General features: G+C 61.9%; 14 protein-coding genes. 11 read left to right on the plus strand and 3 right to left on the minus strand.

The genetic code is table 11. The features are described 5' to 3' along the window. Window positions 1–405: 405 nt before the first annotated feature. The 8 genes from CGK74_RS15240 (at window position 406) to CGK74_RS15275 (ending at window position 6749) form a co-directional block, all read left to right on the plus strand. Window positions 406–1038: a TetR/AcrR family transcriptional regulator gene (locus CGK74_RS15240; protein ID WP_094269295.1), complete on the plus strand. Its 633-nt coding sequence runs from the start codon at window positions 406–408 to the stop codon at window positions 1036–1038. Between the two features lie 35 nt (window positions 1039–1073). Further along, window positions 1074–2084 carry an Lnb N-terminal periplasmic domain-containing protein gene (locus CGK74_RS15245; RefSeq protein ID WP_240498746.1) on the plus strand — a complete coding sequence of 337 codons (1011 nt, stop codon included), beginning with the start codon at window positions 1074–1076 and terminating at the stop codon, window positions 2082–2084. Further along, window positions 2081–4021: an esterase/lipase family protein gene (locus CGK74_RS15250; protein WP_094269297.1), complete on the plus strand. Its 1941-nt coding sequence runs from the start codon at window positions 2081–2083 to the stop codon at window positions 4019–4021. The genes CGK74_RS15245 and CGK74_RS15250 overlap by 4 nt, the downstream gene beginning before the upstream one ends. A gap of 55 nt (window positions 4022–4076) precedes the next feature. Continuing rightward, a complete protein-coding gene (locus tag CGK74_RS15255) occupies window positions 4077–4283 on the plus strand; it encodes an IS66 family transposase (RefSeq protein WP_199917100.1) in 207 nt (68 codons plus the stop codon). 26 nt (window positions 4284–4309) lie between these two features. Beyond that, on the plus strand, window positions 4310–4468 hold the full coding sequence (locus CGK74_RS15260) for a hypothetical protein (RefSeq protein WP_165770091.1): 159 nt from the start codon (window positions 4310–4312) through the stop codon (window positions 4466–4468). After that, the gene (locus tag CGK74_RS15265; RefSeq protein WP_094269299.1) at window positions 4469–4846 is read left to right on the plus strand and encodes a hypothetical protein; all 378 of its coding nucleotides are present in this window, start codon (window positions 4469–4471) and stop codon (window positions 4844–4846) included. A 224-nt stretch (window positions 4847–5070) separates the two neighbouring features. Continuing rightward, complete coding sequence (locus CGK74_RS15270; protein ID WP_094269300.1) at window positions 5071–5793, plus strand: hypothetical protein; 723 nt, start codon at window positions 5071–5073, stop codon at window positions 5791–5793. 8 nt (window positions 5794–5801) lie between these two features. Further along, the gene (locus CGK74_RS15275) at window positions 5802–6749 is read left to right on the plus strand and encodes a DUF1173 family protein (protein ID WP_165770094.1); all 948 of its coding nucleotides are present in this window, start codon (window positions 5802–5804) and stop codon (window positions 6747–6749) included. A 12-nt stretch (window positions 6750–6761) separates the two neighbouring features. On the opposite strand, the gene CGK74_RS15280 is transcribed toward CGK74_RS15275, so the two are convergent. Beyond that, complete coding sequence (locus tag CGK74_RS15280) at window positions 6762–7817, minus strand: hypothetical protein (protein ID WP_133091899.1); 1056 nt, start codon at window positions 7815–7817, stop codon at window positions 6762–6764. A 320-nt stretch (window positions 7818–8137) separates the two neighbouring features. Here CGK74_RS15280 and CGK74_RS15285 point away from each other — a divergent pair, with 320 nt between their 5' ends. Then, window positions 8138–9439: an RNA-guided endonuclease InsQ/TnpB family protein gene (locus tag CGK74_RS15285; RefSeq protein ID WP_094269303.1), complete on the plus strand. Its 1302-nt coding sequence runs from the start codon at window positions 8138–8140 to the stop codon at window positions 9437–9439. Window positions 9440–9501: 62 nt separating this feature from the next. Here CGK74_RS15285 and CGK74_RS19410 read toward each other — a convergent pair whose 3' ends face one another. Then, entirely contained in the window at window positions 9502–9822 is a 321-nt protein-coding gene (locus CGK74_RS19410; protein ID WP_276206068.1) for a sigma factor-like helix-turn-helix DNA-binding protein, read from the minus strand. Window positions 9823–9908: 86 nt separating this feature from the next. On the opposite strand from CGK74_RS19410, the gene CGK74_RS15295 reads away from it, so the two are divergent. Together CGK74_RS15295 and CGK74_RS15300 are read left to right on the plus strand one after the other, a co-directional pair. Further along, on the plus strand, window positions 9909–11096 hold the full coding sequence (locus CGK74_RS15295; protein ID WP_240498747.1) for a phosphomannomutase/phosphoglucomutase: 1188 nt from the start codon (window positions 9909–9911) through the stop codon (window positions 11094–11096). A 147-nt stretch (window positions 11097–11243) separates the two neighbouring features. Next, complete coding sequence (locus CGK74_RS15300) at window positions 11244–12116, plus strand: HDOD domain-containing protein (RefSeq protein WP_094269305.1); 873 nt, start codon at window positions 11244–11246, stop codon at window positions 12114–12116. A 39-nt stretch (window positions 12117–12155) separates the two neighbouring features. Here CGK74_RS15300 and CGK74_RS15305 read toward each other — a convergent pair. Further along, window positions 12156–12601 (minus strand): hypothetical protein (locus CGK74_RS15305; protein ID WP_094269306.1); only part of this gene is annotated, 446 nt, incomplete at its 5' end.

The following is a 12601-nucleotide window of genomic DNA, read 5'->3' on the forward strand; positions in this document are numbered from 1 at the left end:
GTTGTAGAGGAGTAGCCGCCCACGTACAGCGACGCGCAGGCATGTCGGTCACCAACGAACGCTGCAATCGAGCGCGACTTTGATGGCTGTTCACGCCACCTCCCTATTAATGTCTGCACTCTCGCCTCTAGCGACCGGTCGATGGGGCTCTCCTGCTTCATTTTCCGGCGTTCCGGGTTCGTATGCGTCCCTGCGAATAGTGCGCGTTATCGCACACTATAAAGAAAACCACTGGACGGTTGTTTGTGATTATACCTTACAATCCCGAAAACGCAATTAGCCGTTCACTAGGCACTGCACACCCGCCAGTTGGAAGTGCTCAGCCTGGGCTGACCATGCGCCCATGGTGGAACCGGTGACCAGCCCATGGGACAATCCAGTCAATTTTTGAACAGGGACCTTTGTATGCCAACCAACAAAGACGACGTACCAGGCAAGCGCCGCTATCTGTCTTCTGTGGCCAGGAGAGAGGAAATATTGAATGCGGCGTTGATCGAGTTTGCGGATCGGACATACAACGCCGTGTCGATGGAGCGCCTGGCGGAATGTGCGGGCTTATCCAAGGCAGGCATCTACGCCCACTTCAAAAGCAAGGAAGAAATTTTTCATGCCTTGCTCGAACGCACGACAAAGCAGATTTGCGATTTCCAGGGCTGGCTCCCGGATGAAGATCTGACGTTGCCAGAGCTGGTAGATGTCTACCTGGATCGCCTATACGCGACCTTTAGCTCCCTTGCCACGATGTCGATTTACCGGCTGCTTCTGGCCGAAAGCGCCAGAACACCAGAGCTGGTGCAGCGTTGGCACAACGAAGTTGCTCACGGACTGAAAGAGCGGGCGCAGCTCATCATCCAACGCAACATAGAACGGGGCATCATTCGTCCGGGTGTCTTGACCGAGCACTTTTTCCCGCTGGCGCTCGCTCCCGCACTGCTATGGCTGAACTCGTCAATGCTATCCAGGGGAAACCCTTCCATAGAGCTCGTGCAGGTACGAGATGCGCATCGGCAGCTGCTGCTTGAGCTCTTGCAGCCTTGATGAGCAAGGTAAGGCAAAAAGCCAGACACCTCCCCATGCGCCTGGTGATCGGCATTGCGGTGCTATTGCTGACTGCGTGGGGCGCGCTGGCCCTGTGGCACCAGATGCCGCAACATCCAGCGGCTCGCTGGATCGCCACTCTGGCGTGGTCTGCCTCGGGGCTGTCCGTCGCCGTGTCGCTGGCAGGCTTGCTTGAAAGACGGACACGCAGGATCGCCGGATTCGTGTTCGGGGCCGCAACGGCAGCCCTGCTCATGTGGTGGGGAACGCTGCAGCCATCACACCAACGCCCATGGGCTGACGATGTCGCCCAGTTGCTGGAGGCCAGGATCGACGGCGATCATGTTCAACTGAAAAATGTACGCAACTTCGAATGGCGCAGTGAAACCGATTACACGCCGCGTTGGGAGAACCGTACCTACGACCTTACCCGCCTGCGTAGCGCCGATCTGGTACTTTCCTACTGGATGGGGCCGCACATTGCGCACACACTGGTGTCGTTCGGCTTCGACGGTGGCGAGCGGGTGGTGTTCTCACTGGAAATACGCAAGGAGCGCCACGAGTCCTTCTCGGCGATCGGCGGATTCTTCCGTCAGTTCGAGCAGATCCTGGTAGCCGCCGATGAGCGCGACATTGTGCGTACGCGCAGCAATGCGCGAGGCGAGGCCGTTTATCTCTATCGGTTGCAGATGAGTCAGGCGAATGTCCGCGCGTTGTTTCTGGAGTATCTGCACGCGGCCAATGAACTGCGGCGCACACCGCGCTTTTACAACACCTTGACCAGTAACTGCACGACCATCGTATTCGAGCTGGCTCGGCTCATTGCGCCAGCGTTGCCGGCGGACTATCGCCTGCTGCTGTCCGGACACTTTGCGGAATACATCCATGACCTGCACGGATTGACGCCCGGCCATCGCTACGCAGAACTGCAGGCACTGGGGCACATCAACGAACGCGCACTGGCCTCTGACGCATCAGGAGACGACTTCTCGATGTCGATTCGACAAGGTGTGCCCGGCGTGCCGGCCGACGAGGTATCTCCATGAGGTTCCAGCAGTCTTGCCGCATGGCAGTGTGGCTCGTCATTGCCCCGCTGTTGCTGGGGGGCTGCTCGATCCTGCGTGAGTTCGGCCCAGTGGTTGAGGTTCATACACTGGATGCGGGCGAGGCCATCGAACTCAAGCGCGGCGATATCCTGACACGCGGCAAACTCAGCGAGGCGACGACCCAGACCATCAGGGTGGCGGCATTGGATGCGCAGGCTTGCGCAAAACCGATCTCAGCGGATTGCGTCGAGGCCCTGGCCGCCGTGACCGGCGTTGCCGCGGATCGACGCCTGGCTGCACTGTCCGAACTGTGGCTGGCGCAGGCTCAGGCCATGAAGCCCGGATCAGAGCAGCAAGCCGCCTGGCTTGAGACCATTCGTTATGCCTATGCCTACCTGTTCTTCGGTGACCATACGCCTGGGGAGCGAGCCTTCGAGGATCGCCAGACGCAAGTGCGGGATTGGTATAACTATGCGGTCGAACGTGCCGCCACCGGGATGTTCGAGGTTCGGCAACAAATGTCTACGCAGTTGCCAGCGCAGACCCGCTGGAACATTGCAGGCTGGGAGCTGCAGCTGGATATGCGCAGCGCGCGCTTGCCGGGCAGTACGGCGGTGCCAGCCGAACTCCTGCCAGCCTCGTCCCTGTCTTTCCGCGGACTGCGCAGCCTCTACCGGCGCGACGGTTTCGGCGCCGAGCTGGTGGCGGTCATGCCGGACGAACCCCTGACTTCCGCCCCCACCCGGGATGGCCGTCCAGCGGCCAAACGCAATCAGCAGCCTCTACCCTGGAGCGAGATGCCCGCGCCGTCCATGACGATTCTGCTGCACCCGGACGGAGACGACCTGGACAGCGTGCTGCATACCCGCACTGTCCGTTTGACGGTGCATGACCCCTATGTGGAGTCGGCCATCATGCTGCGCGGGCAGCGCGTACCGCTGGCGGCCAATTTCACCGCCGGCTACGGACTGTGGCTGGCCCGCGCCAACTTCAACCGGCAGTCGCTGCGCAGCCTGCTTGGGCGCGAGGGTGGCATCGACCGTCCGCACGTCTACCTGATGCAACCCTACGATCCGAACAGACGTATCATCGTCATGCTGCACGGACTAGCCAGCAGCCCGGAAGCCTGGGTGGAGCTCGCCAACGAAATCCTGGGCGATGAGACCCTGCGCCAGCATTACCAGATCTGGCAGGTCTACTATCCGACCAACATGCCGATTGCCATAAACCACGCGGCGATTCGGAAGGCGCTGGAAGAGACGCTGGCTCATTTCGACCCTTCCGGCCAGGCACAGGCATCATCCGACCTGGTACTGATAGGGCATAGCATGGGCGGCGTTATCGCGCGGTTGATGGTGTCATCAACCGATCAGTCGCTAGTCCAGCTGGCCAGGGACCGCGGTCGGCTAACACCGAAGCAGATCGAGCGCATAGATCCGATGCTGCGTTTTGAACCTTTTCCGCACATCAGCCGCGCCATCTTCATCGCAGCGCCCCACCGGGGCACGTCAATCGCGGCAAAACCCCTGGGACGTTGGATGGCAAGTTTCATTCGACTTCCCGTTACGGTGCTCGAAGAGCTCGCCCAGACGCTGGTGCCCAATGCGGCGGCCAGCAGCCATGAAAGCCTGGCAACCATTCCCAATAGCGTGAACAATCTCGACGAAAACGATCCGTTCGTGCGTACGGCGGCGGGCTTTCCCATCTCATCCCAGGTGCGCTATCACTCGATCGTGGCCCAAGCCAATTCCGAAGTGGCCCTCGATGATTCCGATGACGGTCTTGTGCCTTATCGCAGCGCACATCTTCCCGGCGCACAGTCCGAGAAAGTCATTATTTCGGGGCACAGCGTGCAACAGAGCGCGGCCGCGATACTGGAGATCCAGCGTATTCTGAGAGAGGACATGGCTCTGCGGGAAGCGCATTTACAGCCATAGACAACTGCCATCTGCTGTGCGCGGCCGAGCTGATTTCGGATTTCGTATGGGCGTAATGCATTCATCTGAATGCGCAAAGAGCATCAGACTTACTGTTGCCCGCTCGACGCTGGCACAGTGGGTCGGTGCGTGCGGCGCGCAACTGCAGCCGATGGTAAAGGCGCTGGATGACGAACTGCGTCGCCACGTGGTGCTGCACGCCCACGAGACGCCGATGCTCAAGCCCAAGCATCTTGGCGACGGCAAGGCGTACCCAACGTGATCCGCCGTCTGGCGGCGACCCAGCCCATGCTCGACAAGATCGTCGGCCACCAACGCTACATCGCTCAGGCCTACGGCATATCGATGGAGCATGCGCGCTGGCTGTTGACCACCGTGGCGTTCCACTGCCTTGCCGTGGCCGACACGGTGCCCGGCGTCAATTACTTTGGCCGGCGGTCAGGTTAATTGTCGCCGGCCACCATTACTGCTTTTCTCATCTGGGGCGCAACAGCAGCCTATGAATATGTTGACAGCAAGGGTGGCCGCAGGCTGATCCTTGAGAACTGGTACGTGAATCGAGTCCTGCCGCTGCAGAAGCCTGCTCACGTCTCGCTTGACACATATGGATGCCTGAACTGCCACCACCGCAAAAGCGGTGAGTCCTTCATGGTCTACGAGTCGCGGTTCAAGCGTCTGGCATCAACCGCGCAGAAGAAGGAGGCGCTAACGCGCATGAGCGCTGCAGTCGCCACGAAGTCGGCCGTAAAGCGGTTCGATCTGTCCGATGCCGAGGTGCAGCGACTCACTACCGATATCACAAAGGGCGCGTATAGCTATCGGTGAAAGCAGCAATGAGGCCCTAGCACACAAATGCCATGAAACTACCGTTTTCGCTTGCGACCGACATATTCTTTGTTGATCTGTGAAATAAGTCAGATGCACGCGTACATAGCTGCTGAGTGCTCATCCCGCCTCATGCTAGAAGTCTTGTAATTGCTCCGTTTCGCCCCAGAATCGAATCTTCAATACAGCCCGTTAGCCAATCAAGAACGAAAGTAAGACTTTCCATGATCAAGATCAAAACCCTAGCGCTCATCTCTGCACTGACACTGGCATCCACGGCGTGGGCCAATAACGAAGACGAAAACTGGTTCGAGATTACATCGACCAAGGATTTTAAGTGGCATGGACAGAAGGCCAGTGGCAGTCTTACCGCGTTGGATGGGAAGAAAGATGTCGCCTACAGATACATCCTTCAGGAGACAAACAACGCGTCAAGAAAACTGACGTACAGCCAGGCTGCCGTCACCTTGACGTCGTGTAAGCAGGGGTATGGATACGTTATCTACAACAACATGCAAGGGGAGTTCACTAGGAGAGCCCAGTATGTACGGTTTGGCACCACTGTCACAGACCACCTCGGAACTGCTGCGTGTGCCGGTTGGGATCAAACTACAGGGAAAGTATCGCGAGCAATGGAAGATGACGAGTGGTTCATGGCCGCACGGGCAAAGGATGGCGGCGACGAGTTCTGGGTAAACACGCGAACGATCAAGAAAACGAAATATAAGTCCAAGCCTGCAATCTCTGCCTTGTCGGCATTTCATGAAAAGAAAACCGGCAAGACCATGTACGGCGTTTACGCCATTCTTCAATCCGACTGCAAACGCGGATTCGGGACGATTCACGAACAGGATTTCGACGGTAAGCTCGTTGGATCTTCAGATGTTTCCTTGCAAGGGAACTCTTTGATCGCTGCGACAGCGAATGTGATCTGCAACGGGGTCTGAACACGGCCTTGAGACACGACACATTCCCCGTTCAGATCGGAAAGGAAACCTACGGTTTCCGCGCACAGACCGACCCACAGAAGGCTTACTTCTGGCAGTCTGTGCTCGGTCGGGCCAAGACGGCGGGCACTCCCGTTCATTGCCTGTGCCTCGTCGATGACCGGGTGCGACAACTGTCTGTGCATGAGCGGGACGGCAGGTACCACCTTCAGGCGTTCCCGAACCAGGGTGAGTCTCACGCCAAGGAGTGCCGCTTTCACCGGGATGCCACCGGGCCGAAGAATGCGTTTCCGGAAACCACGGATGAGCCGGCACAAGATGACACGCCTCGGGATCGCCTGCCGCTGGGCTTCGCGATGCCCACGCATTCGCCATCGATGGGCGGAGCAGGAGCCGGCGGGCCAAGGAATAGCCCACGGATTCATCGTGTCTCGCTCGAGTACCTGTTGATTAAGCTCTGGAACACGGCCGGCCTCAACGAATGGAAGCCGTCTTGGGCCGGCAAGCGCAACATGTTCACCGTACTGAACCGACTGCGTACGGCCGCCACCGAGATCGAAATCAACGGCGAGCTGCTCGCGCAGAACCTAGTGATCGGGGAGACCAATGAGGGCGGCAAGGCCGACGCCCACAACGCTGCGGTGATCAAGCGTGCAACCGAGGCGCGTCGCCGGATCCTGGTGCTCGGGCGCCTTGCTGCGCCCAAGCGTCAGGATCAACCGCTCAGTCCGCTTCGGCTACGCAATTTCCGCGGTGCACCATTCCTGCTGATGAGCGCCGAGGTCACGCACATCGCCGAAGGCAAGTACGGCCCGGCGATCGCCGCGTGGCGTCATGCGGCTCAACCCGTTTTTACGCTGGCGATGGTCGAGCCCGGCGACCGTGGGCGATGGTTCGTTGCCGACGTTGGTTTTCTTGCGTGCGACGAACGCTTCGTTGCTGGCTCGGAACACTAGCGCCGGATCCGCTCAGGCGCCAGCCGGATCCCAGTCTGCCCCGTTGTCGTCCTCCACGAACTCCTCGACATCAACCGACTCGCCCTGTGCTTTGCTGAGCACAAACCGCCTCGCCGCGGGATATAGCTCGACGCGGACCGTGTCGCCGGGTCCGATCCCACGTTGAGCGAGTGCACGGTGCATCCCTCTAATTCGAAGAACGCGTCCGTCGTCATAGGAGCGGGTCGCTACTGCACGCTCAAACCCGTCGACGCTGTAGGACGTGTCGGGCAGCAGGAAAGGTTTCAGTGAGGACGGTGCATCAAAGGCGCCTGAGCGAAAGATGACCGGAGGCGGCTTCAGATGCACAACCACGACCTCATCTTGAGACGCCTTCGAGCCATTCGATTGCGTGGACGCAGACCCCTTCGCACTAGCCTGCCAGCGTTGGAACGTGCGCAGGGCCGCCTCTGTGCCGATGAAGTTGCCCACGAGGCGATACAGTCCGTGATCGAGCGTCTCAATGATGGGGGATGTGCCGATCGTCATGTGAAAAGTTATCGGTAGCACGCCAAGATCGCCACAAAGCGCTTGCCTGAGTTCGCTCCAGCTCCCGATTCCGCCACGTGCCAGGAGGGCGTCGCGCACGAGCAATTCAGTTTGGGATAGGACTTCTTCTGGACGTATGGGGGCAGATGGGACGAGGTCGTCCATCTGGCGAATCTCTATCCCTGGCGTTCTACGCATCAGCTCAACCAACACACTGCGGGGCGCATCAACCTCGAGCTCGAAGGCATCCTCCACGGTCACGTTGATGCGCCGCCGCGAGCGAGCCAGTGCGGACACGACATGGGCGATATCCACTCTTAGGGCACTGACGGCAAGGATTTTCCACGTTACGTGAAGCGCCTTGTTCTCAGCCGGCCCGTACTGTCCGAGCCAGAACCATCCCGTCCGCTCTTCAAGCCATTCAAACCCGGGCAGCGCCTGCAAGAGGCCCTGGAAACTCGCGTAGTTGAACACGGCGCCTTGATGCGCACAGAGTCCGTACACGAACTGAGCCTGAGCGGCACCGCAAGTACGAATCATCTTGCACGACATCTCGTAAATCGCTCTGCCCGAGGACGAGGGCGAATCCCCGACCCGACAAGCAACAGGCTCATCGCGGAGTATGGTGTGACCGGTGACGTTGCGTTGCACCTCGAACACCCTGGTCGCAAGCACCTCCGTCCCGAACTCATACAACCCGAGGATCGATTGTCCCGGCCCGAGCCGTTCCGCGAAAGTCTCCCCCAGTAATGACCGAAATGCGCGTCCAGCCCCGGTACTTCAGGCCGGGGAAGGATAGCGCGCTCGCTGCAGGCGAACTGGGGGCTTGAAATTCGGACCGGACGTGAGAGCCTGATCGCATGAGTGAGGGAGCGGGCTTCCATCGTGCGTACCGGTATCGGCTGCGGAGCAACCGCAAGGCCGAGGCGGTGCTACGACGCTGGGCAGGGTGCAGCCGCAAGGTGTGGAACCTCGCCCTGGCCGAGCAGCAGGCTCGACGCGAGCGTGGCGAGAAGTATGCCGGCTTCGCGGGCATGTGCCAGTGGGTCACCACCTGGCGCAAGGCCCCGGAGACGGCCTATCTTGCCGAGGTGCCGGTGCACGTGCTGCAGAACGTGGTGCGTGCGCTCGATGGCGCCTTCCAACGCTTTTTCAGGAAGGAAGGCGGCTACCCGAAGTTCAAGCGCCGCGGCGACCCGATCGGTCTGCGCGAGACCGATGTGAAGTGCTTCTCGGTGGACGCGGCCAACGGGCGCATCCGCTTTCCCAAGGTGGGCTGGTTGCGCTACCGGGCGAGCCGCCCCATCGAGGGGCGAGCGATCACGGCCACGCTGCGCGCCGAGGCCGATGGCTGGTACGTGTCGATCGCCTGCGCGTTCGAACCCAAGGCGCTCGAGCGCGGCCCGAAGGCCTGCGGCATCGATCGTGGGGTGGCAAACTTCGCTGCCTTCGACACCGGGCGGCGGATCGCACCGCTCGAGGCGCACAAACGATCACTACAACGGCTGCGTCGCTACCAGCGGGCCGTCGCCCGCAAGATCGAAGCTGCGAAAGTCGCCGCCGGCATTCCCAAAGGGAAACCCTTCCCGAAGGGGTTCCGGCTGCACCCCTCGAACCGGCTTCGCAAGGCACAAGCCCGGGTGGCGAAGATCCACCAGGGGATCGCCCGGCAGCGGGCGGACTTCCTGCATAAGCTGTCGACGCAGATCGCCCGCGAACACGCGCTCGTGTGCCTGGAGGATCTGAAGGTTCGATCGATGAGCGCCTCGGCCGCAGGCTCGCAGGAGGCGCCCGGCAAGCGGGTGCGTCAGAAGGCGGGCCTGAACCGCTCGATCCTCGATCAGGGCTGGTCGATGTTCAAGGACCAGCTCGCGTACAAGCTCGAATGGCGCGATGGAGTGCTCGTGCTCGTCCACCCCGCTTACACCTCGCAGCGCTGCCACGCCTGCGCTCACACCCATGCAGACAACCGCAAGGGCGAAGTTTTCCGGTGCCGGTCCTGTGGCCACACCGACCACGCGGACGTCAATGCCGCGAAGAACATTCTGGCCGCGGGACACGCGGTTCTGGCCGGCGACGGCCACGCGCTCGTGGAGGGACAGGTGCAGTCAGGCCGCCCGGTGAAGCGAGAACCCACCGAAGGGGTAGGCCGTGCGGCCTAGCCCAGCAGGAATCCCCGCCCTTCCCGCTGCGCGGCGAGCGAAGCGAGTGGGCGGAGAGGATGTCAAAACGTTGCCGGAAGCAGGGGCTGAATGTCGGCAATTAACTGATCGATGACTGGCGTCGCAAAGCGGCCCCCGGAAAAGCGGACTCCGGAAGAGCGGCCAAGCATCTTCGCGCAGATCTGCCTCACGCGCTCGCGCGTGACGCCAAAGCGCATCCCGATCGCCTCGAGCGTTCTATCCTCGCCGTTGCTCCCATACCGCTGGGCAAAAATCCGTGCATTGCGTGCCGTACTCTCCGCGAGCAACAAGGGATCGCACGTTCTTCGACGAGCATTGGGCTCAGCCAACCAGGAAGCAATCGCAACAATCTCGTCCCGCACGGTCCGGATGTTCCCGCCAGAGTTACGTGCAAGATCGACGATAGGAGCAGCAGGTGCCCCATGAAGGAGGGTTGCTTGCGTGGGCAATGATTCAGAGCCTGGTCGCTTCACAGTCGTCGAACCGTCCGTCGTTCGTTGAAGAGCTGAGCGGTCGTCTCCAGCGCTCCCCACGAGCCACCTCGCTCGAGGTATCCGTCACCGGCAGCCACAACCCGCCCGACTACAACGGCCTCAAGATGGTCCTGGGCGGCCAGACCCTGTTCGGCGACATGATCCAGGATCTGCGCCGCCGCATCGCGGAGGACGACCTCGCCCATGGCGCGGGCGAAGTGCGCACCGCGGACGTATGCGCCGCCTACATCGAGCGCATCATCCGCGACGTCAAGCTCGCACGCCCGATGAGGATCGTCGTCGATTGCGGCAACGGCGTTGCCGGCGGCATTGCCCCCGAACTCTTCCGCCGCCTCGGCTGCGAGGTCGTCGAACTGTTCTGCGACGTCGACGGCCGCTTCCCCAACCACCACCCCGACCCGTCCAAGCCCGAGAACCTGCAGGACGTGATCCGCACGCTGCGCGAAACCGACGCCGAACTCGGGCTGGCCTTCGATGGCGACGGCGACCGTCTCGGCGTCGTGACCAAGGACGGTGAGATCATCTACCCCGACCGCCAGCTGATGCTGTTCGCCGAAGACGTGCTGTCGCGCGTACCGGGCGGCGAGATCATCTTCGACGTCAAATGCACGCGCAACCTGGCGCCGTGGATCCGCGCGCGCGGCGGCAAGCCGACGATGTGGAACACCGGGCATGCACTGGTGAAGGCAAAGCTCAAGGAGACCGGCGCCCCGCTGGCCGGCGAAATGAGCGGCCACATGTTCTTCAAGGAACGCTGGTTCGGTTTCGACGACGGCCTGTATTCGGGCGCCCGCCTGCTCGAGATCCTGTCCGCACGTCCGGACGCCAATGCCGCCCTGAAGGCGCTGCCCAACGCCGTCAGCACGCCGGAGCTGAACCTGAAGATGAACGAAGGCGAGCCCTTCGAACTCGTGAAGCGCCTGAAAGCATCGGCACGGTTCGACGGCGCGCAAGCGGTGATCACCCTCGACGGCGTGCGCATCGAGTACGCCGACGGCTTCGGCCTGGCCCGTCCGTCCAACACGACGCCGGTCGTCGTGCTGCGCTTCGAGGCAGACGATGCGGACGCACTGACCCGGATCCAGTCAGCATTCCGCACTGCGATCAACGGCGTGTGGCCCGGGCTCGACCTGCCCTTCTGAACGTCCGCGGTGGCCCGCAAGGGCCTGCCGCCGCCGACAACACGCACCCGCGAGGAATATTTCCGCAGTGCAACGCGACAAGGCTTGCCGGCCATCGCCCGCAGCTTCATCATGAGTGCTCTGTGTGGCGAGGGAAGAACAAGAGAAATGTCGTACAAGACGAACAGTCTCAATCTCGGGGCGCTCGAACACGCGCTGAAGGGCGTCAATATTCCGGCCTGCCCGGCGGTGCTCGTCCAGATCATGGACGAGCTGAACAACCCGGACGCGAGCGACCGTCGCATCGCAGCCCTCATCGGCGAGGACGTGGGCATCGCCTCGCTGGTCGTACGCTCGGCCAACTCCCCCCTGTTCAGTCGCGGCAAACGCATTGCCTCGGTGGCCGATGCGGCCCGCCTGCTGGGTTTCGGCACCGTGACCAACCTCGTGCAGGAAGCCCTGCTGCGCAGCGCGATCGCCGTCGAGGACGTCTCGCTCGAGCGCTTCTGGGATACCTCACGCATCACCGCCGCAGCCAACGCGCGGCTGGCCCGCAGCACCGGCGCAGCACGACCTGAAACGGCCTACACCTTCGGCCTGTTCCACGACTGCGGCATGCCGCTGCTGATCCAGCGTTTCGACGGCTACAAGGCGGTGCTCGGCCAGGCGAACACCTGCACGGAGGGCTGGTTCACCGACGTGGAGGACCAGGCGCTCGGCACCAATCACGCCATCGTCGGGTATTTCCTGGCACGAACCTGGGGCCTGAACGACGCCGTGAGCCTCGGCATCCTGTGCCACCACGACTACTCGATCTTCGACGGTCTGAACGATCTCGGCGACGACGCCCGCACGCTGGTGGCAATCAATGCGATCGGCGAGCACGTGGCCAGCACCCACCTGCGCACACGCAACGACACCGACTGGAGCAAGGCAAGGGCGCCGGTGGCCCAGTATCTCAGCCTGACGCTCGCCGAACTCGACGACCTGGCGGACGATCTGATCTACGAGTTCGACCGCGAGATGGACGCCGAAACGTAACCGTCCGAGCAACCCCGTCCCCCGGCGGAGCCGGGGGCTTCAGAGATCGACGACGTGCCTGAGCAGTGCGAACGACACGCGCCAGCCGGGCTCGTTTTCGCAGTCGATGCTGGCCGTCTTCTGGTTGATGCGCACGATGGTGCCGATGCGCGTCTGCAGGTGGCGGTCCTCGAAGCTGACGCGATCGCCGACGCGGAAGTCCTCGCGGGTGGGACGTTGGGCGGACCTAGGCATCGGCGACCGGGGCTCTGCCCGGCTGTCGGCGGGGAGCTCGATTGCTGCGTAGGGCAGCGTCCAGGTCGCACGGGTGGCGTCGTCCTGCACCGTGAGCTGGGTGTCCTTCATCGCCACCACGGTGCCGCTTCGAAGCTGCAGCGCGGCGCCCGGCGCTTTTCCGTCCACGAAGCGTACCCGTTGCCCCAGGTTCAGATGCAGCCGGATATGCACGATCCGCGACGGATCCGACATCAGGCGCTCGATCACGC

Source organism: Thauera propionica (assembly GCF_002245655.1).
Classification (GTDB): Bacteria; Pseudomonadota; Gammaproteobacteria; order Burkholderiales; family Rhodocyclaceae; genus Thauera; species Thauera propionica.

Coding starts and splice junctions, on each gene's coding strand:
- CGK74_RS15255 (WP_199917100.1), top strand. CDS start 4,077: ATGCATTCATCTGAATGCGCAAAGAGCATCAGACTTACTGTTGCCCGC.
- CGK74_RS15280 (WP_133091899.1), bottom strand. CDS start 7,817: ATGATTCGTACTTGCGGTGCCGCTCAGGCTCAGTTCGTGTACGGACTC.
- CGK74_RS15285 (WP_094269303.1), top strand. CDS start 8,138: ATGAGTGAGGGAGCGGGCTTCCATCGTGCGTACCGGTATCGGCTGCGG.
- CGK74_RS15300 (WP_094269305.1), top strand. CDS start 11,244: ATGTCGTACAAGACGAACAGTCTCAATCTCGGGGCGCTCGAACACGCG.
- CGK74_RS15295 (WP_240498747.1), top strand. CDS start 9,909: ATGATTCAGAGCCTGGTCGCTTCACAGTCGTCGAACCGTCCGTCGTTC.
- CGK74_RS15240 (WP_094269295.1), top strand. CDS start 406: ATGCCAACCAACAAAGACGACGTACCAGGCAAGCGCCGCTATCTGTCT.
- CGK74_RS15245 (WP_240498746.1), top strand. CDS start 1,074: ATGCGCCTGGTGATCGGCATTGCGGTGCTATTGCTGACTGCGTGGGGC.
- CGK74_RS15250 (WP_094269297.1), top strand. CDS start 2,081: ATGAGGTTCCAGCAGTCTTGCCGCATGGCAGTGTGGCTCGTCATTGCC.
- CGK74_RS15260 (WP_165770091.1), top strand. CDS start 4,310: ATGCTCGACAAGATCGTCGGCCACCAACGCTACATCGCTCAGGCCTAC.
- CGK74_RS15270 (WP_094269300.1), top strand. CDS start 5,071: ATGATCAAGATCAAAACCCTAGCGCTCATCTCTGCACTGACACTGGCA.